The sequence below is a fragment of the Streptomyces sp. CWNU-52B genome (assembly GCF_047444975.1).
Classification (GTDB): Bacteria; Actinomycetota; Actinomycetes; order Streptomycetales; family Streptomycetaceae; genus Streptomyces.
The window spans coordinates 345796-370339 of record NZ_JBLFJV010000005.1 but is presented as its reverse complement, the minus strand read 5'-3'; the positions used below and the strand labels follow the sequence as shown (position 1 = coordinate 370339).

General features: G+C 71.4%; 21 protein-coding genes. 16 read left to right on the top strand and 5 right to left on the bottom strand.

Annotated features, from left to right (window positions below; genetic code table 11):
- Window positions 1-66 precede the first annotated feature (66 nt).
- Window positions 67-900, top strand: coding sequence for a hypothetical protein (locus ACLVWQ_RS04495; protein ID WP_414106824.1), 834 nt, complete (start codon window positions 67-69; stop codon window positions 898-900).
- 12 nt (window positions 901-912) lie between these two features.
- On the opposite strand, the gene ACLVWQ_RS04490 is transcribed toward ACLVWQ_RS04495, so the two are convergent.
- The gene (locus ACLVWQ_RS04490) at window positions 913-2397 is read right to left on the bottom strand and encodes an FAD-binding protein (protein ID WP_414106823.1); all 1485 of its coding nucleotides are present in this window, start codon (window positions 2395-2397) and stop codon (window positions 913-915) included.
- A 93-nt stretch (window positions 2398-2490) separates the two neighbouring features.
- Window positions 2491-3555 (bottom strand): LacI family DNA-binding transcriptional regulator, encoded by a 1065-nt coding sequence (locus ACLVWQ_RS04485; RefSeq protein ID WP_414106822.1) that lies wholly within the window; start codon window positions 3553-3555, stop codon window positions 2491-2493.
- Window positions 3556-3742: 187 nt separating this feature from the next.
- Between ACLVWQ_RS04485 and ACLVWQ_RS04480 the strand changes: the two genes are divergently transcribed.
- From ACLVWQ_RS04480 to ACLVWQ_RS04460, 5 genes are all read left to right on the top strand, one after another.
- A complete protein-coding gene (locus tag ACLVWQ_RS04480) occupies window positions 3743-4900 on the top strand; it encodes a Gfo/Idh/MocA family protein (protein ID WP_414106821.1) in 1158 nt (385 codons plus the stop codon).
- Between the two features lie 73 nt (window positions 4901-4973).
- Window positions 4974-5648 carry a formylglycine-generating enzyme family protein gene (locus tag ACLVWQ_RS04475; RefSeq protein ID WP_414106820.1) on the top strand — a complete coding sequence of 225 codons (675 nt, stop codon included), beginning with the start codon at window positions 4974-4976 and terminating at the stop codon, window positions 5646-5648.
- Between the two features lie 736 nt (window positions 5649-6384).
- The gene (sthA, locus tag ACLVWQ_RS04470) at window positions 6385-7788 is read left to right on the top strand and encodes a Si-specific NAD(P)(+) transhydrogenase (RefSeq protein WP_414106819.1); all 1404 of its coding nucleotides are present in this window, start codon (window positions 6385-6387) and stop codon (window positions 7786-7788) included.
- A 108-nt stretch (window positions 7789-7896) separates the two neighbouring features.
- Window positions 7897-8517: an L-threonylcarbamoyladenylate synthase gene (locus tag ACLVWQ_RS04465; protein ID WP_414106818.1), complete on the top strand. Its 621-nt coding sequence runs from the start codon at window positions 7897-7899 to the stop codon at window positions 8515-8517.
- Window positions 8518-8662: 145 nt separating this feature from the next.
- Entirely contained in the window at window positions 8663-9484 is an 822-nt protein-coding gene (locus ACLVWQ_RS04460; RefSeq protein ID WP_414106817.1) for a sulfite exporter TauE/SafE family protein, read from the top strand.
- A gap of 54 nt (window positions 9485-9538) precedes the next feature.
- On the opposite strand, the gene ACLVWQ_RS04455 is transcribed toward ACLVWQ_RS04460, so the two are convergent.
- Both ACLVWQ_RS04455 and ACLVWQ_RS04450 read right to left on the bottom strand, forming a co-directional pair.
- Window positions 9539-10201, bottom strand: coding sequence for an NUDIX domain-containing protein (locus ACLVWQ_RS04455; protein ID WP_414106816.1), 663 nt, complete (start codon window positions 10199-10201; stop codon window positions 9539-9541).
- A gap of 141 nt (window positions 10202-10342) precedes the next feature.
- Window positions 10343-11146: a LysR family transcriptional regulator substrate-binding protein gene (locus tag ACLVWQ_RS04450; RefSeq protein WP_414106815.1), complete on the bottom strand. Its 804-nt coding sequence runs from the start codon at window positions 11144-11146 to the stop codon at window positions 10343-10345.
- A 37-nt stretch (window positions 11147-11183) separates the two neighbouring features.
- On the opposite strand from ACLVWQ_RS04450, the gene ACLVWQ_RS04445 reads away from it, so the two are divergent.
- From ACLVWQ_RS04445 to ACLVWQ_RS04420, 6 genes are all read left to right on the top strand, one after another.
- Window positions 11184-11582, top strand: coding sequence for a DUF5997 family protein (locus tag ACLVWQ_RS04445; protein WP_414106814.1), 399 nt, complete (start codon window positions 11184-11186; stop codon window positions 11580-11582).
- Between the two features lie 187 nt (window positions 11583-11769).
- A complete protein-coding gene (locus ACLVWQ_RS04440) occupies window positions 11770-12579 on the top strand; it encodes an SAM-dependent methyltransferase (RefSeq protein ID WP_414106813.1) in 810 nt (269 codons plus the stop codon).
- Window positions 12580-13007: 428 nt separating this feature from the next.
- Complete coding sequence (locus ACLVWQ_RS04435) at window positions 13008-14309, top strand: endo-1,4-beta-xylanase (RefSeq protein ID WP_414107392.1); 1302 nt, start codon at window positions 13008-13010, stop codon at window positions 14307-14309.
- 127 nt (window positions 14310-14436) lie between these two features.
- Complete coding sequence (locus ACLVWQ_RS04430; RefSeq protein WP_414106812.1) at window positions 14437-14877, top strand: PPOX class F420-dependent oxidoreductase; 441 nt, start codon at window positions 14437-14439, stop codon at window positions 14875-14877.
- Window positions 14878-15106: 229 nt separating this feature from the next.
- Window positions 15107-16273, top strand: a complete 1167-nt coding sequence (locus ACLVWQ_RS04425) for a S1 family peptidase (protein ID WP_414106811.1) — start codon at window positions 15107-15109, stop codon at window positions 16271-16273.
- 683 nt (window positions 16274-16956) lie between these two features.
- Window positions 16957-19404, top strand: coding sequence for a GH92 family glycosyl hydrolase (locus ACLVWQ_RS04420; protein ID WP_414106810.1), 2448 nt, complete (start codon window positions 16957-16959; stop codon window positions 19402-19404).
- Between the two features lie 63 nt (window positions 19405-19467).
- Here ACLVWQ_RS04420 and ACLVWQ_RS04415 read toward each other — a convergent pair whose 3' ends face one another.
- Complete coding sequence (locus ACLVWQ_RS04415) at window positions 19468-20295, bottom strand: DUF1206 domain-containing protein (protein WP_414106809.1); 828 nt, start codon at window positions 20293-20295, stop codon at window positions 19468-19470.
- A 199-nt stretch (window positions 20296-20494) separates the two neighbouring features.
- Here ACLVWQ_RS04415 and ACLVWQ_RS04410 point away from each other — a divergent pair, with 199 nt between their 5' ends.
- The 4 genes from ACLVWQ_RS04410 to ACLVWQ_RS04395 all read left to right on the top strand — a co-directional run bounded on the left by ACLVWQ_RS04410 (window position 20495) and on the right by ACLVWQ_RS04395 (window position 24507).
- Window positions 20495-22174, top strand: a complete 1680-nt coding sequence (locus tag ACLVWQ_RS04410; RefSeq protein WP_414106808.1) for an FAD-dependent oxidoreductase — start codon at window positions 20495-20497, stop codon at window positions 22172-22174.
- The gene (locus ACLVWQ_RS04405) at window positions 22171-23637 is read left to right on the top strand and encodes an ATP-binding protein (protein WP_414106807.1); all 1467 of its coding nucleotides are present in this window, start codon (window positions 22171-22173) and stop codon (window positions 23635-23637) included. Before ACLVWQ_RS04410 ends, ACLVWQ_RS04405 begins: the two co-directional genes overlap by 4 nt.
- Window positions 23634-24020, top strand: a complete 387-nt coding sequence (locus tag ACLVWQ_RS04400; protein ID WP_414106806.1) for a UBP-type zinc finger domain-containing protein — start codon at window positions 23634-23636, stop codon at window positions 24018-24020. The genes ACLVWQ_RS04405 and ACLVWQ_RS04400 overlap by 4 nt, the downstream gene beginning before the upstream one ends.
- A gap of 133 nt (window positions 24021-24153) precedes the next feature.
- Window positions 24154-24507: a hypothetical protein gene (locus ACLVWQ_RS04395; RefSeq protein WP_414106805.1), complete on the top strand. Its 354-nt coding sequence runs from the start codon at window positions 24154-24156 to the stop codon at window positions 24505-24507.
- Window positions 24508-24544 lie beyond the last annotated feature (37 nt).

The window sequence follows — 24544 nt, the reverse complement described above, 5'->3', positions numbered from 1 at the left end:
CGGCGGCGACCGGTCCATGCCGGGCGCGCGACGACGGCACGAACGGCGACACGGAGGGCCGCGGCCATGAGGGTGTTCGACACCGAGCGACAGGACTGGGCCGGCTCCCGGCGCGAACTCCTCTTCCAGACCGACGAATACCTCGACGTACGACGGCAGAAGGCCGTTCGGCAGCGGGCGGCGCTCACCGTCGCGGTCGCCGGCCTCGCCTTCGGGGTCTGGGCGCTGGCCTGGAAGGACGAGCCGGAGCCCTACCGGGACCCCGCCGCCACCCGCTCGGACACCACGGAGACGACATCGGGGACGACATCGGGTGCGACGTCCGGCGGGGTCATGGACGGCGTTCCGCAGGACCAGGCCTCCCCCTCCGACGGGAGTACCGACGGGACCCCCCTCGGATCGTCCGCCGCTCCCCTGCCCGAGGGCTACACGTCCCAGGAGGACGCGGAGGGGTTCCGGCTGGCGGTGCCGACGGACTGGGAGCGCGAGAGCCGGTCGTCGCAGTACGGCATCGACGTGGTCGAGTTCCGCAGCCCGGACGGCACGCGGCGGCTCCAGGTGTTCCAGGTGATGGAGACCTCCCCGTACGCGTCGCTGCAGGCCGCGCAGACGGAGGCGGAGAAGCTCGACGGGTACGAGTCCCTCTCCCTCGCGGAGATCCCCGGTGACGAGGGAGAGGCGGCCGAGCACGAGTACCGTGCCGACGAGATCACCGGCGAACAGGGCAGCGGCACCCGTCATGTGATCGACCAGCGTTTCAAGGCCGTCGACGGCGAACGGTACGCGCTGATCGCGTACGGCTCGGACGCCGACGGACCGGACGACGAGCGGGAACTCGTGGACACGGCCCGGCTCTGGTTCTGTCCGCCGGGCCGGCTGTGCGACCCGCCGGCCGGCTGACGGACCGGGCCGTCAGAAGACGCCCTGCCCCGGTACGAGGATCCCGTGCGGGTCGTACGTCTCCTTCGCGGCGGCCAGCCGGGACCAGGCAGGGCCGAAGTGCCGCCGCCAGTCGGCCTCGTCGAACAGGACGGAGCCGACCGGGTACCGGGTGCCGCCGGCCGCGCGGACCAGGTCGTAGGCGGACCGGTTGGCGGCCAGCAGCCGCTCGACCGTCGCCCGGTCGTCGGGCGGTGTCGTCCGCAGGACGGCCAGCAGGTACGGCACGGGGTCGTCGGGCATCCGGAGCAGCGGGGTCCGCATCCGCTCGCGCACCAGCGGGTACATCAGCACCACACCGCCCGGCCCCAGGTCCGCCGGGGTGAGCCCGGCCAGGATCCGGCCGGCGACATCGGCCGCGGCACGGCCCGGCAGGAGCAGGTTGAGCCAGGGGTGCGCGTACGCCCACAGCCCGGCCTCCTTGAGCGCGGCCACACCGGGAGCGAGCCGGTCGAGGAAGTCGTCGTACGCGAGGTCGGTGATCTCCGCACCGGACGGGTCGTGTCGCAGGCCGCGCAGGAGGGCCGTGTCGTCGGGGGTGCCGCCTGCCGGGGGTCCGTAGGCGACGGCCTCGATGGCGTATCCGCGGAAGGCTCCGGAGGGGTCCTCGCTGATCTGCCCCTCGACATAGGCGAAGCGGCGCTGCTCGACGAGGAGGCGCTGGTCGTCGAGGAAGGTCCGCAGATCGTCGTACGGCAGGACGTAGCGCCGTACGGTCTCGGGGGCCCGGACCAGGCGGACGGTGGCGCCGACGATCACGGCGCACTGGCCGAGCCCGGCGAGCACGGCGAGGAACAGGTCGCGATGGTGGGCCGGGGAGCAACTGGTCAGCTCTCCGGCGCCGGTGACGACCTCCAGCTCCAGGACGTTGTCGACCTGGGCGCCGAAGCGGTGGGTCTGGCCGCCGAGACCGCCGACGGACAGCGTTCCGCCGACGGAGAGTTCGAGGTAGTCGGTGAAGACGGGCGGCGTCAGGCCGTGGGCGAGCGTGGCCTCGGCGACCTCGCTCCACCTGGCTCCGGCCCCGACACGGACATGCGTGCTGTCGGGTCCGAGGGGCTCGACGGCGGCGAGCGATGCGGTCTCGACGACCAGTCCGGCCTCGGTCTGTGCCTGGCCGTCGGTGCCGTGGCCCTGTCCGCGGGGCGCGACCCGGATGCCGTGCCGGGCGCAGAACCGCACCATCGTCACGACGTCCCGCACGGAACCTGGCCGCAGGACCGCGGCCGGACGGCGGTGCACCACGTGCCCGAAGTCGTCGGCTACGGCGCTCAGCGAGGCCTCGTCGGTGTGCAGGCTCCCGTCCAGCGGGGGGACGTCCAGGGGTGGGCGGTCGTGCGGCGGACGGTCTGCCGGGGTCGACGCCCAGCTCCGGGTGAGGGGGTCGAAGCCGACCACGGCGGTCCCGACGGCCGCCAGGCCACGCAGCGCGGTACGCCGGGGCGGTGTGCGGGACATGCGCTCCTCCAGAGGGGAAGGATCCGATGAACCAACCGTGCGACAGCCGCCCACTCTAGGGCTGTCCGGGGCCCGGACGACATGACGCCGCGGTCAGGTGCGCCGACGGTGGATGTCCGGCTCCGGGGGCGCCGCCGTCGTGCCCCGCACTTCCAGGGCGGGCGCGCTGAGGACGACCTGGCCGGGACGGGTCGGGTCGGCGATGCGGTCGAGCAGGCACTGGGCTGCGCGGCGGCCGACGTCGTGGCCCGCGCTGTCCACGGTGGTGAGCCAGAGGTGGCGCAGCCGGGCGAGGTAGGTGTTGTCGTAGCCGACGAGGGAGAGGTCCCGGGGGACTCGGAGGCCGAGTTCCTCGGCGGCGGACAGCGCGCCGACGCAGGCGATGTCGTTGAAGGCGAACACGGCGGTGGGGCGCCGGTCGGCGCTGAGCAGCCGGACCGTGGCCCGGTAGCCGCCCTCCTCGGTGAGGTCGCCCTGCTCCACGACGGCCGTACCGGTCAGGCCGTGCTCGCGCAGGACCGTCTCGAAGCCGCGGCGGCGCAGCTCGCCGACCTTCCCCGGCCCGGCGATGTGGGCGAGGTGCCGGTGGCCGAGTGCGACGAGGTGTTCGGTGGCGAGGCGGGCGCCGTACTCGTCGTCGTTGGCGACGATGTCCGCGCGGGGCAGTACCGGTTCGCGGGCACCGGCGACGACGGTCGGCAGCCGCCCGGCGGCCGTGCGCAGCATCTGCGGACCGGGCAGGGTGCCGACCGCGACGAGGCCGTCGACCCGCAGGTCCGTGAACATCCGGGTGAGGTCCTCGCCGAGCCGCCGGTTCAGATGTCCGTCGGCCAGCAGCATGTGCAGGCCGTGCGCGTCCAGCAGGGAGTTGAGGCCGTCCAGCAGCTCCACGAACCAGGGGTTGCGCATGTCGTTCAGGAGCACCCCGACCATGGGCGTGCCCCCTGACCTGGCGTGGTCGAGGGCCTGGGGGTGGGCGCGCCGCTCGCTGAGGCTGCGCGCCGCGGCGTTGGGCCGGTAGCCGAGCTCCTCGACGGCGGCCAGGACGGCCTGGCGCTTCTCGGGGCGCACCCGGTCGGAGCCGCGCAGCACGAGCGAGACCAGGGATTTCGACACGCCGGCCCGTTCGGCGACGTCGCGGATGGTCGGCGCTCTCATGAAATGGACCGTTCCACACGGCTCGGCGGAAAGTCAAAGGGGTTGACACCTGTTGTTATGGACTTCAGTGTGATCCGAAACGATGATGGACCGATCCAAAATGGGTCCAGAGCAGGTCCAGAAGCAGGTCCAGACAAGTCCACAACAGGTCCGCAGCAGATCTGAATCCGATCCGAAGAGGGCAGTCATGGGAAGTACGCTCGGCGTCGCCGTCGTGGGGTTCGGCTGGATGGGGCGGGTGCACACCCAGGCGTACGCACGCGTGCCGCACCACTTCCCCCAGCTCTCCCTGCGGCCCGAACTGATCGCCGTCGCCGACGAGGTGCCCGGCCGGGCCGAGGAGGCCGCCGCGCGGTACGGGTTCGCCACGGCGGCCCGGGACTGGCGTGCGGTCGTCGCCGATCCCCGGGTCCAGGCCGTGAGCGTCGCCGCCCCGAACTTCCTGCACCGGGAGATCGGCGTCGCCGTGGCCGAGGCGGGCAAGCACCTCTGGATCGAGAAGCCGGTCGGCCTCACCGCCGACGACGCGCGGGCCGTCGCGGGCGCCGTCGCCGAAGCGGGCGTCCAGGGCACCGTCGGCTTCAACTACCGCAACGCGCCTGCCGTCGCGGCCGCGCGCGAGCTGATCGCCGCCGGGGAGATCGGTACGGTCACCCATGTCCGCATCCGTCTCTTCAGCGACTACGCCGCGCATCCCGAGGGCGCGCTGACCTGGCGGTACGAGCGTGAGCGCGGCGGCAGCGGGGTGCTGGGCGACCTCGCCTCGCACGGTGTGGACCTGGCCCGCTTCCTGCTGGGCGAGATCGCGTCGCTGACCGCCGACACGGCCGTCTTCGTACCCGAGCGGGCGCGGCCCACGGGCGCGACCGCCGGCCACGCCCGTTCCGCGGGAGGCGAGTTGGGGCCGGTGGAGAACGAGGACTACGTGTCCTGTCTGCTGCGCTTCGCCTCGGGCGCCCGCGGTGTCCTGGAGGCCTGCCGGATCTCGGTCGGTGAGCAGAACAACTACGGCTTCGAGATCCACGGCACCAAGGGCGCCGTCTCCTGGGACTTCCGTCGTATGGGTGAACTGGGCGTCAGCCGCGGCACGTCGTTCCAGGACCAGCCGGTCAGCACCGTGTACGTCGGCCCGGGACACGGGGAGTACGCCGCCTTCCAGCCGGGCGCGGCCAACAGCATGGGGTACGACGATCTGAAGGTCGTCGAGGCGTACAACTTCCTGCGCTCCATCGCCGAGGGGACCCCGTACGGGGCCACCCTGGAGGACGCCGTCCGCAGTGCGGCGGCGCTGGACGCCATGGCCCGCTCCGCCGAGCAGGGCACCTGGATCGAACCGGGCGAATGATCCTGGCATAACCGCGCGGTACGTGCCACCACGCGCGGTACACCTACGAGATGGTCAGTAGGATTGCCTGCTCATGAACACACACGGGGTGAACGGGATGATCGCCGTCCCGCCGGGGCAGGTCACGCTGTCGGACCGGCGGACGCGGCGCAGCTGGTCGGTCGAGCTGGCGCCCTACCGGCTCGGGGCCTTCCCCGTCACGCAGGCGCTGTACGCGCGGGTGACGGGTGAGCGGCCCAGCGCCGCCGACGGGGACCAGCTGCCCGTCGAGGGCATTTCGTGGTGGGACGCGGTCCGGTTCTGCAACGCCCTGTCGCGGCGTGAGGGGTTGGCTGTCGCCTACTCCTTCCACGCCGACGGCGAGGGCATCGACTGGGACACGGCCGCCGACGGCTACCGGCTGCCCACCGAGGCGGAGTGGGAGCACGGCTGCCGGGCGGGTACGCCCGGACCGCGGTACGGGCCGCTGGACGAGATCGCCTGGTACCGCGACAACTCGCAGGAGCGCGTCCATGACGTGGGCGGCAAGCAGCCCAACCCGTGGGGTCTGCACGACATGCTGGGGAACGTCTGGGACTGGTGCTGGGACGTCTACGACGCCGAGGTCTACGGCTCCTACCGGGTGCTGCGGGGCGGCGGCTGGTTCGACGAGCACTGGAGCTGCCGGGCCTCCGCGCGGCGGCGCAGCCACCCTGGTTATCAGGTGGACGATGTGGGGTTTCGGGTGGCGCGGTCCGTGACACGGTGACGCTTGCCGCTGGGCTGTGCGGGTGTGGGGTTGTGGGGTGTGCGGTTGTGGGTGTGCTGCAGGCCGGTGGGGGCTTGGCGCGCAGTTCCCCGCGCCCCTCAACCGCCGGCCTGTGGGACCGCGGGGCGCGTGTGCGGTGACGCTCGCCGGTGGGCTGCGTGGGTGTGCGGTCGTCGTGTGCTGCGGGTCGGTGGGGGCTTGGCGCGCAGTTCCCCGCGCCCCTCAACCGCCGGCCCGTGGGACCGCAGGACGCATATGCGGTGACGCTCGCCGGTGGGCTGCGTGGGTGTGCGGTCGTCGTGTGCTGCGAGCCGGTGGAGGCTTGGCGCGCAGTTCCCCGCGCCCCTCAACCGCCGGCCCGTGGGACCGCAGGACGCATATGCGGTGACGCTCGCCGGTGGGCTGTGTGGGTGTGCGGTCGTCGTGTGCTGCGGGTCGGTGGGGGCTTGGCGCGCAGTTCCTCGCGCCCCTCAACTGCCGGCCTGTGGGACCGCGGGGCGCGTGTGCGGTGACGCTCGCCGGTGGGCTGCGTGGGTGTGCGGTCGTCGTGTGCTGCGGGTCGGTGGGGGCTTGGCGCGCAGTTCCCCGCGCCCCTCAACCGCCGGCCCGTGGGACCGCGGGGTGTGCGGTCGTCGTGTGCTGTGGGGGCTTGGTGTGCAGTTCCTCGTGCCCCTGGGCTGCGGGCCGGTCGGTGTTCACTCTTTCGGGCGGGGGCGGGGGCTGACAGACTTCGGAAGTGCGCGACTACGACTTGCTTGTCATCGGATCCGGCCCGGGTGGCCAGAAGGCCGCCATCGCCGCGGCCAAGCTCGGCCGCCGGGTCGCCGTCGTCGACCGCCCCGACATGGTCGGAGGGGTCTCCATCCACACCGGGACCATCCCCTCCAAGACCTTGCGCGAGGCGGTCCTCTATCTCACCGGTCTCACCCAACGTGACCTGTACGGCCAGAGCTACCGGCTGAAGGAGGACATCACCATCGGCGACCTGACCGCGCGCACCCAGCACGTGGTCAGCCGCGAGGTCGACGTCATCCGCAATCAGCTCTCCCGCAACCACGTCTCCCTGTTCGCCGGCACCGGCCGCTTCGTGGACGACCACACCGTCGCCCTGCGCGAAGTGACCGGCAACGAGAAGCTGCTGACCTCGGACACCATCGTCATCGCGACCGGGACCAGGCCGGCCAGGCCCGCCACCGTCCAGTTCGACGAGCAGACGATCCTGGACTCCGACAACGTTCTCAACCTGGAGCGGGTGCCCCGCTCCATGGTCATCGTCGGGGCCGGCGTGATCGGCATGGAGTACGCCTCCATGTTCGCCGCCCTCGGCAGCAAGATCACCGTGGTCGAACAGCGCCCCGGGATGCTCGACTTCTGCGACGTCGAGGTGATCGAGTCGCTCAAGTACCACCTCAGGGAACTCGCCGTCACCTTCCGCTTCGGCGAGACGGTCGCCGCGGTCGAGCGCCACGCCCGGGGCACCCTCACCGTCCTGGAGAGCGGCAAGAAGATCCCGGCGGACGCCGTGATGTACTCCGCCGGCCGCCAGGGCCTCACCGACGACCTCGACCTCGACAAGGCCGGCCTGTCCGCCGACAAGCGCGGCCGGATCAAGGTGGACGAGCACTACCGCACCGAGGTACCCCACATCTACGCGGTGGGCGACGTCATCGGCTTCCCGGCACTGGCGGCGACCTCGATGGAACAGGGCCGCACCGCCGCGTACCACGCGTGCGGCGAACCGGTGAACCGGATGCACGACCTCCAGCCGATCGGCATCTACACCATCCCGGAGATCAGTTTCATCGGGAAGACCGAGGACCAGCTCACCGAGGACCGCGTGCCGTTCGAGGTCGGCATCTCCCGCTACCGCGAACTGGCCCGGGGTCAGATCATCGGTGACTCGCACGGCATGCTCAAGCTGCTCGTCTCCCCCGACGACCGGAAACTGCTCGGTGTGCACTGCTTCGGCACGGGCGCCACCGAGCTGATCCACATCGGGCAGTCGGTGATGGGCTGCGGCGGCACGGTCGACTACCTGGTCGACGCCGTCTTCAACTACCCGACGCTCGCCGAGTCCTACAAGGTGGCCGCGCTGGACGCCACCAACAAGATCCGCCAGATCGACCGGCTCAGGGACTGACCGCGCACCCCTGCGAAGCGGCACATGTCACAGCCCCGCGCCCCTGCTTCCGCCCGCGGGGGCGCGGGGCGCTGCGCGGGGCCGGGACGAGGGGCTTAAGCTCGGCGGGTGGCAAAGTACTTCGATGTTCATCCCGACAATCCTCAGCAGCGGACCATCACCCAGGTCGCCGACTCCATTCGCGCGGGTGCGCTCGTCGTGTATCCCACGGACTCCTGCTTCGCGCTGGGGTGCCAGTTGGGCAGTCGTGACGGCATCGACCGGATCCGCTCCATCCGCCGGCTCGACGACCGTCACCACTTCACGCTCGTGTGCCAGAACTTCGCGCAGCTCGGCCAGTTCGTACAGGTCGACAACGACGTGTTCCGTGCCATCAAGGCGTCCACGCCCGGCAGTTACACCTTCATCCTTCCCGCGACCAGGGAGGTCCCGCGCAAGCTGCTCCACCCGAAGAAGAAGACGGTCGGGGTCCGCATCCCCGACCACACGGTCGCCCAGGCCCTGCTCACCGAACTCGGCGAGCCGCTCCTGTCGAGCACGCTCCTGCTGCCCGACGAGGAGGAGCCGCTGACCCAGGGCTGGGAGATCAAGGAGCGGCTCGACCACTCGGTCGACGCGGTGATCGACTCCGGGGACTGCGGTACCGAGCCGACGACGGTCATCGACTTCTCCAGCGGCGAGGCCGAGATCGTACGCAAGGGCGCGGGCGACACGTCCCGGTTCGAGTGATCCGCCGCTCGGCGGCCCGGGGGACGACGGACGGCGGGCTTCGGCGGGTGCCGAAGCGTCCACCGTCCGGCGTCGTCGCCATGGACACCGCCTCTACCGCCCTCACCGCCCTGGGCCGTCCGCCCCGCACCCTCCGAGGCGCCGCGTGACACCTGTCGAGGCGATCGGCGTGTTCGCGGCAGGCGTGGGCGCGGGAGCCGTCAACACGGTCGTCGGCTCCGGAACCCTGATCACCTTTCCCGTGCTGCTCGCCACCGGTCTGTCCCCCGTCACCGCGACGGTCTCCAACGCGCTCGGTCTGATCCCCGGCGCCGTCAGCGGAGCCTTCGGCTACCGGAAGGAACTGCGCGGTCAGCGGCGGCGCATCCTCAGGCTGAGCGTCGGCGCCCTGATCGGCGGGTTCACGGGTGCCGTGCTCCTGCTGGCCCTGCCCGCGTCGGCGTTCGAGAAGATCGTGCCGGTCGTGGTGGGCCTCGCCCTCGTACTGGTCGCGTTCCAGCCGCTGATCACCAGGCGGCTGCGCCGTCGCCGCGCGTCGGCCGCCGTCGCCGCTCCCGTGCCCGCTCCCGCGTCCACGTCCGCGTCCGCCCCGACGCAGACGGCCGCCGGTGGGGACGGCGGCCCGCTGCTGTTCATCGGCCTGACCCTCGCCAGCGTCTACGGCGGCTACTTCGCCGCCGCGCAGGGGATCATCTACATGTCGCTGATGGGGGTGCTCCTGGACGAGACGATGCAGCGCCTCACCGCCGTCAAGAACGTCCTGGTCGCCGTCGTCAACACCGTCGCCGCGACCTTCTTCCTCTTCGTCGCGGACTTCGACTGGGCGGCCGTCGCCCTGATCGCCGTGGGTTCCGCGCTCGGCGGGCAGATCGGGGCCTCCGTCGGCCGCCGCTTCAGCCCCCTGGTCCTGCGCTGCCTCATCGTCACGGTCGGCACCGTCGCCCTCGTCCAACTGCTGCTCCGCTGACGGGCGGTGGCCGGACTCACGGAATCACCGGCCACGGCTCACCAGCTCACCGGCTCACTTGCTGAACGGCCCGTCCAGCGCCGCCCACTGCAGCAGCATGATGGTCTTCGCGTCGGCGATCTCGCCGGTACGGATCATGGCCAGGGCCTGCCGGAAGGGCAGTTCGACCAGTTCGATGTCCTCGCCCTCCTCGTCCAGACCGCCGCCCTCGTGGGTACGGGTGCCCGGTCCGTAGGACGCGGCGTAGAAGGTCACCCGCTCGGTGACCGAACCCGGGCTCATATAGACGTCGAAGACCCGCTCGACCTCACCGACCGTGTGCCCGGTCTCCTCGACGACCTCGCGCCGTACGGCGACCTCGGGGTGTTCGTCGTCCTCGTCCAGCAGGCCGCCCGGTGTCTCGACGAGCATGCCGTCGGGGTGTCCGTTGACGTACACCGGATAACGGAACTGCCGGGTCAGCAGCACGGTTTCGCGTGCGGTGTCGTACAACAGGATCGTGGCGCCGTTGCCGCGGTCGTGCGTCTCGCGCTCCTGGGTGGACCAGGTGCCGTCGGCGAGCTGGAGGTCGAACGTCGTGGTGCGCTCCACGTACCAGTGGCAGGACAGCAGTGTCACGTCCCGCACCTTGACCCGGGGGTTTCCCGTCAGGTCCAGGCCGACCCGGTCGAGTCCGGTACGGCCCCTGCGGTCGGGGGTGTCGATGCCCGCGGTCATCGGGCGCCCTCCGGGGAGAGGGTGCGGGCGGCGGTGAGAAGGGGGATGACGGCGGCGGGACGGGCGCACGTACGGGTGGAACAAGTGGTCATGTCCTGCTTCTACCATCCCCGTCCCGTCCGTGGCGCCCGTTTCCCCGGGTTACGAGTGCCGGCGGGGCTTGCCCCGCTTGGGCTTGGCTCCCTTGGCGGCGCCGGAGCCCGTCCGGGGGTTCCTGCCGGTGCCCTTGCCCGCGGCGGGCTTGCGGCGGGCGGCGCCCTTGTCGGGGCCTCCCGCCTTCGCGCCGCGTGCGGACTTGTCGCCGCGTGCGGCCTTCGGGTCGTCGGAGGGCTGTGCGCGGCCCCGTGTGCTGTTGACGGTGCGGCCCCGGACGATCCCGATGAAGTCCTCCACCAGGTCGGTGGTCCGCTCCTGCGGCCACGACAGGGCGACCCGCGACTCCGGGGCGTCCGTGACCGGCCGGTACGTGAGGTCCTTGCGGTGGTGGAGACGGGCGATCGACTGCGGAAGGACGACGAGGCCCACTCCGGCCGCCACCAGGTCGACCGCGTCGGCGGTCGTGGCGGGGCGCTCGATCGCGGGGCGGCCCGGGGGGCTCTCCCAGCCGAGGGTGTCGTCGAGGGGATGCAGCACGATGTCGTCCGCCAGGTCCTCGGCGGTGACCTCGTCCACCGCGGCCACGACATGGTCCTTGGGGACGACGACCACGGTCGTCTCGGCATAGAGGGGGATCGCGCTGAGATCCGTACCGTCGACCGGCAGCCGGACGAGGCCCGCGTCGGCGTCAGGGCCCCGCAGTACCGCGAAGACCTCGTCGGCGGGCACCGCGAGGAGAGTCAGGGGGACGCCGGGCCGCCGCTCGTTCCAGATCCGCACCCATTTGCTGGGCGTCACTCCCGGGACATACGCGAGCCGGAACGAAGGGGAATCTTCCGAGCCTGTCACCTGGCCAGGTTACCCGCCGTGGTCGGCGCCGGTTCACATGCTCGATACCCTTGACGGCATGACGTCGCACCAGAACACCCAGACGATGAAGCCCGCGACCGCGGCCAAGAAACTGGGTGTGTACCTAGAGGCCACACCCGCCGAGTTCCAGGAAGGTGTCGTCTCGCGCTCCGAGCTCACCACGCTCCAGAGCGATCCGCCCGAGTGGCTGCAGGAGCTGCGGCGCAGCGGCCCGCACCCCCGGCCGGTGGTCGCGGCGAAGCTCGGCGTCTCCATCGCGGGGCTCGCTCGCGGCGGTGTGACCGACGCCCTCACCACGGACGAGATCGAGGCGCTGAAGAAGGACTCTCCGGACTGGCTCCGGAAGGAGCGCGCCACCCAGGCCGAGGTCCGCAAGGAAGCGGCACGCGTCAAGGACAAGAAGGCCCAGCGGTAGCCGGCGTCGCGACCGGGCTCGGCCCGGCACCGGGCCCGCGCCCGGACAGCCGGCTCGGGGCCCCACCGGGAGATGGCCAAAACCGTCCGGTGCGCTTCGCCCACCCGCTCGCGCACGGGTGATCGGCCGGAGCGTTCCACTAGGTTGACGGGTGAGCACCGGCACCCGACCCCCAGGAGGCTCTCCCGTGACGGACCAGGACCCCCAGCTCGCCGCCGCTGCCGGGATACGGGACCGGATCGACACGGAGAAGCCGCACTCGGCGCGGTTCTGGAACTACTTCGTGGGCGGCAAGGACCACTACGAGGTGGACCGGGAGATCGGCGACCACATCAAGGAGATCTTCCCCGGTCTGGTCGACGTGGCACGCACGAGCCGTCAGTTCCTCGGCCGCGCGGTCCGCCACCTCGCCGGCGAGCAGGGCATCCGGCAGTTCCTCGACGTCGGCACCGGACTGCCCACCGCCGACAACACCCACGACGTCGCGCAGAGCGTGGCCCCCGACGCGCGGATCGTGTACGTCGACAACGACCCGCTGGTACTCGCCCACGCGCGCGCCCTGCTCACCAGCACGCGCGAGGGCCGGACGGCGTACATCGACGCCGACCTGTACGAGCCCGCGGCCATCCTCGACGAGGCCGCGCGCACGCTGGACCTGTCGCAGCCCGTGGCCCTGATGATCCTCAACACGCTCGGCCATGTCGCCGACCTCGACAAGGCCCGCGAGCTGGTCGCACGGCTCATGTCCGGTCTGCCGTCCGGGAGTTACCTGGTGATCAGCGACAGCACGGCCACCAGCGCGGGCATGATCGCCGCCTCGGAGGCGTACAACGCGAGCGGGGCGGTGCCGTACCACGTGCGCGGCGTCGAGGAGATCGCGAGCTTCTTCGAGGGGCTGGATCTGGTCGAACCCGGCGTCACCCAGGTCACCCGGTGGCGTCCGGACTCCCCCAGCTCGACGGTGGACGCGTACGCCGGAGTGGGCCGCAAGCCGTAGAGCGTTCCGCTGGACCAGACCCCGGTCGCCCTGCCCCGACACCCTCGTGTGCCCTTCGCCGAGACGACGCGCGGGCATCTTCGAAACATTCGCTGTATTTGACGATTGTTCTGCGGAACGTAGAGAAGAAGCAAGCACCCGGCAAGGGCACGGGTGAGACACATGAGGCGCGCCGACCATCTTGAGCCATCCAAAATCCATTGCGGCACAGCCCGTTGACGCTCCCATGCGCCGACCGTAAGGTCTGCGCAGCCAGTCGGAAACCTGCTCGAAACTTTCGAATCGATCGAACGCGAAGACATTCGCAGAACCCGACGAAAGGGGTCGACATGGCCATCCGCACCTTCGCGGACCACGGGATCGCACCGCAGCCCCGCCCGCCTCGCCCGTCCCGCCGCTCCCGCGTCCGAAGAGCCCTGGTGTTCGGCATGGCGAGCCTGCTCGCCACGGCAGGCGTCACCGCTCTCGCGGGCACGGCCACGGCGGCGAGCACCCTCGGCGCCGCGGCGGCGGAGAAGGGCCGCTACTTCGGCTCCGCGGTCGCGGCCAACCACCTGAGCGAGGGCGCGTACGCCTCGACGCTCGACACGGAGTTCAACTCCGTCACCCCCGAGAACGAGATGAAGTGGGACGCGGTCGAGCCCAGCCGCAACTCCTTCTCGTACGGATCCGCCGACCAGATCGTCAGCCACGCCCAGAGCAGGAGCATGAAGGTCCGCGGGCACACCCTCGTCTGGCACTCCCAACTGCCCGGCTGGGTCGGCGGACTCGGCGCCACCGACCTCAGAACGGCGATGAACAACCACATCACCCAGGTCATGTCCCACTACAAGGGAAAGATCCACTCCTGGGACGTCGTCAACGAGGCCTTCCAGGACGGTGGCAGCGGCGCCCGGCGCAGCTCGCCGTTCCAGGACAAGCTCGGCAACGGCTTCATCGAGGAGGCGTTCCGCACCGCGCGCGCGGCGGATCCGGCCGCGAAGCTCTGTTACAACGACTACAACACCGACGGTGTCAACGCGAAGAGCAACGCCGTCTACAACCTGGTACAGGACTTCAAGGCGCGCGGCGTGCCGATCGACTGCGTGGGCTTCCAGTCCCACTTCAACAGCGCCTCGCCCGTGCCCGGCGACTACCGGGCGAACCTTCAGCGCTTCGCCGACCTGGGTGTCGACGTGCAGATCACCGAGCTGGACATCGAGGGCTCCGGCACGGCACAGGCCACCAGCTACAGCAACGTGGTGAACGCCTGCCTCGGCGTCTCCCGCTGCACCGGCATCACGGTCTGGGGCGTCACGGACAAGTACTCCTGGCGTGCGAGCGGCACGCCCCTGCTGTTCGACGGCAACTACACCAAGAAGGCCGCCTACACCTCCGTCCTCACCGCGCTCGGCGGCAGCGGCTCCGGTGGCGGGGGCGGCGACGGCGCCTGCACCGTGTCGTACAGCAGGACCAACGAGTGGAGCGACCGCTTCAACGGCCAGGTGACGGTGACCGCGGGCGGTACCGCCATCACGGGCTGGACGGTGACCGTCACGGTGACCTCCCCGCAGAAGATCAGCGCGACCTGGAACGGCACGCCCACCTGGGACTCCAGCGGCAACGTCATGACCATGAAGCCCAACGGCAACGGGAACCTCTCCGCGGGCGCGTCGACGAGTTTCGGGTTCACCGTCATGAAGAACGGCAACTCATCGGCTCCGGCGATCGGTTCCTGCACCGCTTCCTGAGCCCCGGCCGCCCCGCTCGGGTGCTCCACAACTCCAGGTGGTCCAGGTGGTCCGGGTACTCGGAGGAACCCACGGACTCACCCGGACGGGCGGAATGCCCGGTGCCGTCACCGGCGTTGTTCAGCTCATGACGGATGACGCCGGCCAGGACGCACTGCTCCACCTCCTCTCCGAGTACGACGGCGGGGTGCTGACGACGCTCAGGCGCAACGGCCGCCCGCAGCTCTCGAACGTCAACCACGCCTACTACCCCGACGAACGGATCGTGCGCGTCTCGCTCACCGACGGCCGCGCCAAGACGCGCAACCTGCGCCGGGACCCACGGGCCTCGTACCACGTGACCAGCGCGGACCGTTGGGCCTACACCGTCGCCGAAGGCACCGCCGATCTCTCGCCCGTGGCGCAGGACCCCGGCGACGCGACCGTGGAGGAACTGATCAGGCTCTACCGGGACGTGCGGGGCGAGCATCCCGACTGGAACGACTACCGGGCCGCCATGGTCCACGACGGCCGGCTCGTCCTGCGGCTCCGGGTGGAGCGCGCGTACGGCATTCCTCTCGCACGCTGACCCGCCACAGAACCGCGCGGAACCACTGCCGAACCGCCGTGGAACCGCTGCCGATTCCGGCATTCCGCCCGTCCGCCGATCCGGTGGGCGGGCGGTCCGTGTCTCCTCATGCTCTTGGTATGTACCTGACGGTGGTTGGCCGCTAAGCTCTGCCCCGATTCAATGAGAGCGCTCTCATCAGTTCAGCTGTTCCGCCCCCACCTTGCGGGAACAACGAAGGGCTATCGCCTTGAGACGCACCACGACCCTGAGCACCGGCCTGGCCTCCCTCCTCCTGATAGGCACCTGGGCGACCGTCGTCGCCGGGCCCGCCTCGGCCGCCGTCGCCCCCGAAGCCACCCCCACCTCCGAAGCACCCGCCTCCGGCGCCCTCATCGACGCCATGCGCCGGGACCTCGGCCTGACGCAGGCCGGGGCCGAGGCGCGGCTCGCCGCCGAGAAGACGGCCACCGCCACCGAACCGAAGGCCCGGCGCGCGGCGGGAGCCGCGTACGGAGGTTCCTGGTTCGACGCCGAGAGCGGGAAGCTGACCGTCGCCGTCAAGACCGGCGCCTCGTCCGCCACTCTCGACTCCGTGCGTGAGACCGGCGCGAGCGTCCGCGGCGTCAAGTACAGCGCGCGGCAGCTCGACGCCGCCAAGACACGCATCGACAAGCTGGCCGCGCCCGAGGGAGTCAGCAACTGGTACGTCGACGCCGAGTCGAGCTCGGTGGTCGTGGGCGTCGTCGCCGCACAGCGTGCTGACAACGATGTCCGCGCTTTCCTCGCGCGGGCTCGGGCGACAGGTCCCGTGACCGTGAAGGAGACCAGTTCGGCGCCCGAGACCTTCGCGGCCGGGACGGTCGGCGGTGACCCCTTCTACACCGGCAACGTCCGCTGTTCCATCGGCTTCTCGGTGCAGGGCGGCTTCGTCACCGCCGGGCACTGTGGTGGAGCGGGGCAGAGCGTCAGCGGCTGGGACCGCACCTATGTGGGCAACATCCAGGGTTCCTCGTTCCCCGACAACGACTACGCCTGGGTCAACGTGGGCAGCGGCTGGTGGACGGTGCCCGTCGTGCTGGGCTGGGGCACGGTCTCCGACCAGCTCGTGCGCGGCTCCAACGAGGCTCCGGTCGGTGCCTCCATCTGCCGGTCGGGCTCTACCACGCACTGGCACTGCGGTGCGGTGCTGGCCAAGAACGAGACCGTCAACTACAGCCAGGGTGCCGTGCACCAGATGACCAAGACCAGTGTCTGCGCGGAGCCGGGCGACTCGGGTGGCTCCTTCATCAGCGGTGACCAGGCGCAGGGTGTCACGTCGGGCGGCTGGGGCAACTGCTCCACCGGGGGCGAGACCTGGTACCAGCCGATCAACGAGATCCTCAACCGGTTCGGGCTGACGCTGCACACGGCCTGACATCGGCACGTTCTCCGTTGGACGGGCTCCGTCGCCGTGGGGTGGCGGGGCCCTTCCTGGACCGGCGTGGCCGTGGCTGTGGCCGTGGCCGTCCGAGTCCGAGTGGACCTCAGCGGTCCCCGTGCGGGGCGTTGTCGTCGTTGCCGGGTGCGGGTCGCCGGGGGCTGGGCGCGCAGTTCCCCGCGCCCCTTACAGGCTCGGGCCGATGCCATGTGCACCTCGCCTGGCGCTCAGCGCGCCGTTCCCCGCGCCCCCTACAGGCTCGGGCCGATGCCATGTGCACCTCGCCTGGCGCTCAGCGCGCCGTTCCCCGCGCCCCCTACGGGCTCGGCTCGATGCCGTGTGCACGTCGCTGGGGGCTGAGCGCGCAGTTCCCCGCGCCCCCTACAGGCTCGGCTCGATGCCATGTGCACCTCGCCTGGCGCTCAGCGCGCCGTTCCCCGCGCCCCCTACGGGCTCGGCTCGATGCCGTGTGCACCTCGCTGGGGGCTGAGCGCGCCGTTCCCCGCGCCCCTTGCGGGGGCTCGTGCGTTGTGGGTTCATCGGCCGTTCATTGAGGTTGGCGCTTTCTTGGGTTCGCTGCGCGTTCCGGCGTTCTACGCTCGTCGGCGGCACTCCGCGGGGCCGATCCGTCGTCAGGCGGCCGGTCCCGCTGTCCGTCCTCACGGAAGGTTCCCTGGCACATGGTCCTCAGATCCACCGCCGTGGCGCGGAAGTTCGGCAGGAGAGCCGCCGCTCTCACGCTGACCACCGCACTCGCCGCCGCACTGTCCGGCCCGGTCTCCTCCGCGGCCGACGCCGCCGGCGCCCCGGACCGCCCCACCGCGTACGTCGACCCGCTCATCGGCTCGGCCAACGGAGGCAACACCTACCCCGGTGCCACCCTCCCGTACGGCATGATCGGCTGGTCGCCGACCAGTACGCGGGGCGACCAGACCAGCACCGGCGCGGCCAACGGCTACGAGTACGGCGCGACCCGGCTGCGCGGGCTGAGCCTCACCCATGTCAACGGCGCGGGCTGCAACCCGGGCGCCGCGGGCGACGTACCGATCATGCCGTTCGTCGGGGACGTCACCTCGTCGCCCTCGGCCGACACCACGGACTCCGTGTACGCGGCGAACTTCTCGCACGACGACGAGCGGGCCGTGCCCGGCCGCTACTCCGTGGGGCTCGACTCCGGTGCCCGCGCCGATCTCGCGGTGTCCCGGCGGGCCGGCGTCGCCGACTTCACGTTCCCCGCCGACAAGCCCGCCAACCTGCTCTTCCGGGTGTCCAACTCGCTGAACGGCAGCGAGGACGCCCAGGTCGAGATCGACCGCGCGCACCGCAAGGTGACCGGCTCGGTGCTGACCGGCGCGTTCTGCGGCCGGCGTGCCAACGGCGGCACCAACAACCGCAAGAGCTACTACCGGCTCTACTTCAGCGCGTCGTTCGACCGTGCCTTCTCGACCACGGGTACGTGGCACGACGGCACCCTCTCCCCCGGCGCCACCACGGGCGGCGGCGGCGAGGGCTACGCGACGGGCGCGGACCGCGCGGGCCGCGGGTCCGGCGGCTGGGTCGGCTTCGACACCGGCTCCGACAACGATGTCCACATGCGGCTCGGCATCTCGTACGTGAGCCAGGCGGGAGCCGAGGCGAACCTCCGCGAGGAGATCAGGCCGCGGGCGAGCGTCGACGACGTGGCCGCGGCCGGCAGCCGGGCCTGGGACAAGGAGCTGCGCTCCGTACGGACCGGCGGCGGCAGCACCGCCCAGCTCACCTCCTTCTACACCGCGCTCTACCACTCCCTCATGCAGCCCAACCTGGTCAGCGACACCGACGGCCGCTACCCGGGCATGGACGGCAAGGCGCACCGCCTCGCACGCGGGCAGGGGGCGCAGTACAGCAACTTCTCCGGCTGGGACCAGTACCGGGCACAGATACAACTGCTCGCCCTGCTCAAGCCACGGATCGCCGGGGACTTCGCCCAGTCGCTCTACAACTTCGCGCAGCAGAACGGCGGGGTCTGGGACCGCTGGGTGCACATCAACGGCGCGACGCACGTGATGACCGGCGACCCCACGGCGGCCACGCTCGCCACCTTCTACGCCATGGGGGTACGCAACTTCGACTACCGCGGCGCCTTCGACTCACTGGCCCGCCAGGCCACCGTGCCGCACCCCGACGGGCTCTCCGACGCCGGCTGCCCCGGCCAGTGCACCGGCCAGCGGCCCAACCTGGCCCAGTACATGGCCTCCGGGTACGCCGCGCAGGACGTCTGCCACTGCTGGGGCGGCGCGGCCGAGACCCTGGAGGACGCGGTCGCCGACGACGCGCTCGGCCGCTGGGCGAAGCTGCTCGGCCTCGACGAGCAGGCCGCCGCCTTCGCGGAGCGCGGCAGCTGGTGGCGCAACGTCTACAACCCGCAGGCCACCGACGGAGCGGGCACCGAGGGCTACATCCAGGCCCGCAACCTGGACGGTTCGTGGGTCACGCCGTTCAGCCCCGGCAGCGACCGCGGATTCGCCCAGGGCACGAGTGCCACGTACACCTGGATGGTGCCGCAGGACGTCCAGGGTCTCGCCGAGGCGATGGGCGGACGGGAGACCGCCGCGGCCCGGCTCGACGGGTTCTTCCACAAGGCCGACGGTTCCTGGTCGGTGAAGGGCGGCGACGCGCTGCGCTACGACCCGACCAACGAGCCCGGCATCCACGCCCCCTGGCTGTACAACGCGCTGGGCCGGCCCTGGAAGACACAGGCGACCGTGCGGCAGATCCTCGACACCGTCTACGGCACGGGCCCCTCGGGGCTGCCCGGCAACGACGACCTCGGGACCATGTCCGCCTGGTACGTCTTCTCGGCCCTCGGCATCTACCCGCAGACGCCGGGCACCGCCAACCTGCTGCTCGGCGCCCCGCTGTTCCCGCACGCGGTGATCGACCGGCCCGGCCACGCCGACATCGTCATCGACGCGCCGCTCGCGGACGCCACGCATCCGTACGTCGACGCGGTCCGCCTCGACGGCCGCGCGTACGACCGGTCATGGACGGACGGCGGCCTCCTGCGCAACGGCGGCACCCTCAGGTTCGGCCTCGCAGCCGAGCCGAACACCCGGTGGGCGACCGCGCCCGCCGGACTGCCTCGCTGACACGACACGGGCGGTGTCCCGGATCCGGTCGGATCCGGGACACCGCCCGTGCGAGCGCGCCCCTCAGACCTTGCGCCACCGGGCCATCGCGAACGAGAACACCCCGAACAGCATCAGGCCGACCGCGACGAGCACCAGCAGCCACGGGCCCACCGGGGTCTCGGTGAACGACCGCAGGGTGTCGTCCATGCCCTTGGCCTTGTCGGGTTCGTAGTCCACGGCCGCCCGGACGGCGAAGCCTCCGGCGACGGCGAACACCAGGCCGCGGGCCACCCCGCCGGCGACACCCGTCACATCGACCGTCCGGCGCGTGCGGCGCGTCATCTCACCGGTCTTCATGTGCTTGTGGAACTTCCGGCGCGCGGCCTGCACCACCATCCACACACCGGCGCACAGGATCACCACGCCCGCCACGCCCACCAGCCACCGCCCGGCGGGCAGGTCCATGGCCTTGGCCGTCGCGTCCCGGGACTTCCCGTCGCTCGAACCGCTCCCACCGGTACCGGCGGCGAAGGAGAGCACGGAGTAGGCGACGAAGCCGTAGAACACGGCGCGTGCCGCCGACATCAGCCGCTTCGTCACCTTCCCGCCGTCGGGGCCGGCCGCGCCGAAGACCGCTTCGGAGAGCCTCCAGAGCGCCATGCCGACCAGTCCGACGCCCAGTGCCCAGAGGATCACCGCGCCGAAGGGTTTCCCCGCGACCTCCTGGAGCGCGCCTCCCTGGTCCGCCTGCTTCCCGCTGCCGCCGAAGGCGATCTGCAGCGCCAGCAGGCCCACCAGCACGTAGATGACACCGCGTGCGGTGAAACCGGCCCGAGCCGCGCTGTCGATCGCCGGGGCAGCCTTTCGTTTCCCCGCCCGGCTGCCTCGCGTCAACGTACTTCCGTTCATCATTGCCTCCCGTCCCCAGGTGCCCCGGCCCGGCCGTACGACACCAGGGCGTACGACACACCCGCGCCGGGCGGTGCGGTTCCGGAGCGCCGGAGCGAACGGCGGCGATCGAACATACGATGGTCGGGCAACTGCAGCGGTGTCGCGCGAGGCCGCCCCGGGCCGTGCGCGGACACCGACCGCTCGGGGTGGGAGACGCATGGCACAGGGCACCACTGACGCAACACGGACCGTCATCCTGACCGTGGACGACGACCCGGGAGTCTCGCGTGCCGTGGCCCGTGACCTGCGGCGGCGCTACGGCGAGGCGTACCGGATCGTGCGCGCGGAGTCCGGCGAGAGCGCCCTCGACGCGCTGCGCGAACTGAAGCTGCGCGGTGATCTCGTCGCGGTGATCCTGGCGGACTACCGCATGCCGCAGATGAACGGGATCGAGTTCCTGGAGCAGGCCCTGGACGTGTATCCGACCGCCCGGCGGGTGCTGCTCACGGCGTACGCGGACACGAACGCGGCGATCGACGCGATCAACGTCGTGGACCTCGACCACTACCTCCTCAAGCCCTGGGACCCGCCCGAGGAGAAGCTCTATCCGGTCCTGGACGACCTGCTGGCCGCCTGGCGGACCTCCGACCACCGCGCCGTCCCGATCACGAAGGTCGTCGGGCACCGCTGGTCCGCGCGGTCCTCGGACGTACGGGAGTTCCTGGCCCGCAACCAGGTGCCGTACCGCTGGTACTCCTCGGACGAGCCGGAGGGCAAGCGGCTGCTGGCCTGCGCCGGGCAGGGCGCCGAGCGGCTGCCGCTCGTGGTCACCGCCGACGGGGCGGTGCTGGTCGAGCCCGACGATCCGGAGCTGGCCGCCCAGGTGGGTCTCGCCACGACACCGACCGCCGACTTCTACGACCTGGTCGTCATCGGCGGCGGTCCGGCCGGACTCGGCGCGGCGGTGTACGGCGCCTCGGAGGGGCTGCGGACCGTGCTGGTGGAGCGCTCCGCGACCGGTGGGCAGGCCGGCCAGAGCTCCCGCATCGAGAACTATCTCGGCTTCCCGGACGGCGTGTCCGGCGGGCAGCTCACCGACCGGGCGCGGCGGCAGGCGGCGAAGTTCGGCGCCGAGATCCTGACCGCACGAGAGGTGACCGGTCTGGAGGTCACCGGCGCCTCGCGGACCGTGCGGTTCTCGGACGGTTCGGCGATCGCCGCACACTGCGTGATCCTCGCGACGGGCGTGTCGTACCGGCAGCTGGAGTCGCCGGGCGCCGAGGACCTGACCGGGTGCGGGGTCTTCTACGGGTCGGCTCTCACCGAGGCCCCCTCGTGCCAGGGGCAGGACGTGTACATCGTCGGCGGGGCGAACTCCGCGGGGCAGGCCGCGATGTACCTGGCCAGGGGCGCGAAGTCGGTCACGCTGCTGGTGCGCGGCGCCTCCCTGGCCGCGTCGATGTCCCACTACCTGATCGAGCAGATCACCGACGCGCCGAACATCTCGGTGCGCACGGGAACGGTCGTCGACGCGGTGCACGGCTCCGGCCGGCTGGAACAGCTCACGTTGCGCGACCTGGCGAGCGGCCACAGCGAACTGGTCGACGCGCAGTGGATGTTCGTGTTCATCGGCGCGGCCCCGCTGACCGACTGGCTGGACGGCACGGTCCGCAGGGACGAGCGCGGGTTCATCGTCGCGGGGCCCGACCTGGCCGTCGGCGGGCAGCCGCCGCCCGACTGGGAGCTGGACCGGCCGCCGTACCACCTGGAGACCAATGTGCCCGGGGTGTTCGTGGCGGGTGACGCCCGCGCCGAGTCCGCCAAACGTGTCGCCTCCGCCGTAGGAGAGGGAGCCATGGCCGTGATGCTCGTCCACCGGTATCTGGAGCAGTCGTGAGCGGGCGGCCGATGCCGTGCGACATCACGGAGCTGAGCACCCTGTTCCTGTTCGAGGAGCTGGACGCCGAACAGCTGGGGCGGCTGTGCGCCGAGGGCCGGGTGGAGCTGTTCGAACCCGGTTACGTGTACGAGGAGGGCGAGCCCGCCACGTGCTTCTTCGTCCTCCTGGAGGGCACGCTCGTGATGTCGCGCCGGGTCGGCGGCGACGACGTGGAGATCAGCCGTACGTCCCAGCGCGGGGTGTACGCGGGAGCCATGCAGGCCTATCTGGCCGCCCCGGACCAGGCGCGCTACAAGGGTTCCATGCGGGTCACCGAGCCCTCGCGGTTCTTCGTCCTGCCCGCCGAGACGTTCTCCGCGGTCCTGCGGGACTGGTTCCCGATGGCCGTTCACCTGCTGGAGGGGCTGTTCTTCGGCAGCCAGAACACCCAGCGGACCGTCGGGCAGCGTGAGCGGCTGCTGGCCCTCGGCTCGCTGTCCGCCGGACTCACCCACGAGCTCAACAACCCGGCCGCGGCGGCGGTCCGGGCCACCTCCGCGCTGCGGGAGCGGGTGGCCGGGATGCGGCACAAGCTCGGCATGATCGCGACCGGCCCGTTCGCGCGGGACGCCCTGGGCACGCTCGTCGAGATCCAGGAGCGCACCGCGGAGCAGGTCGCCAAGGCCACGCCGCTGAGCCCGCTGGAGGCCTCCGACCGGGAGGACGCGCTGGGCGACTGGTTCGACGACCACGGCATCGCGGGCGGCTGGGAGCTCGCGCCGACGTTCGTGCAGGCGGGGCTGGACACCGACTGGCTCGACCAGGTCGCGGCGACCGTGGACGAGGGGACGCTCGAAGGCGCGGTCAGGTGGCTCAACTACACGGTGGAGACCGAGCTGTTGATGAACGAGATCGAGGACTCCACGACCCGGGTCTCGAACCTCGTGAACGCCGCCAAGCAGTACTCGCAGCTCGACCGGGCCCCGTACCAGGTCGCCGACGTGCACGAACTGCTCGACAGCACCCTGATGATGCTCGCCGGGAAGATCGGCGCCGGCATCAGGACCGTCAAGGAGTACGACCGCTCGCTGCCCAGGATCCCCGCCTACCCGGGCGAGTTGAACCAGGTGTGGACGAACCTCATCGACAACGCCGTCTCGGCGATGGGCGGCGAGGGGGTGCTGACCGTGCGCACCGCGCTCGAACGGGAGCAGCTGCTCGTCGAGTTCCGTGACACGGGGCCCGGGGTGCCCGAGGAGATCCGCGGCCGGATCTTCGACCCGTTCTTCACCACGAAGCCCGTGGGCGAGGGCACCGGACTGGGCCTCGACATCTCCTGGCGCATCGTCGTGAACAAGCACCACGGGCATCTCCAGGTGCGCTCCGCACCGGGCGACACCCGTTTCCAGGTCTTCCTGCCGCTCACCGCCGCGGAGACCGACACCGACACGGACACAGACACCCCTGAGGAGACGTCATGACCCCTTCGGACGGATCGGCCGGATCGGACCGGCCGGCCGGACAGGACGGCATCGACCCGAGCGCCCCGCCGAGCGGCACGGGGTGCGTCGAGTGCGAGGCCGCGCGGGGCTGGTGGTTCCATCTGCGGCGCTGCGCCCGGTGCGGTCACATCGGCTGCTGCGACGACTCCCCCGGCAAGCACGCCACGGCCCACCACCGGAGCACGGGCCACCCCTTCATGCGCAGCTTCGAGCCGGGCGAGGCCTGGTTCTGGAACTTCGAGACGTCCGAGCTGTACGAGTCGGGCCCCGACCTCGCCCCGCCGCTCAGCCACCCCGCGGACCAGCCCGCTCCCGGACCCGCGGGACGGGTGCCGGCGGACTGGGCACAGACGCTCCGCTGACGCCGCGGCTGCGGGAGCCGGTGGATGGCGGTGTCATGGAGTCAGGCCCACGCGGGGCCGAGCCACCGTTTGTGACCTGGGCAACCGGTTACCCGAGCGGGGCGCGCATCCGTACCAGCAAAGGTGGCTGTTCATGACGTCCGGCACGCATCTCGCTCTGACGCTCACCCTCACCGGTGGCACGGCCGCCGACGCGCGGGCCGTCGTCCACACGCTCGAACCCGTCTTCGGATCGGCGGACGCCCTGCCAGGAGACACGGACGCCACGGTCTACACGGCGTCCTTCGACAACGGCGCCCCGGCCGGTGGAGCCGCCCCGCCCTCCGGCGCGAACAAGCTCTCCGCGTCCGTGGCCGTCACCCTGCAGGGCAGCCCGGAGGCGGTGCGCCGGGCCGACGAGGCACTCTCCGCGGTGTTCACCGTGCACGAGGAGGGGGTGGCCGCGGGCGACCAGGAGCAGGAGCGCGAGCTGCGTCTCGAACCGTAGGCGGGCCCTGGCGCCTCACCCGTCGGGAGCAACGGTG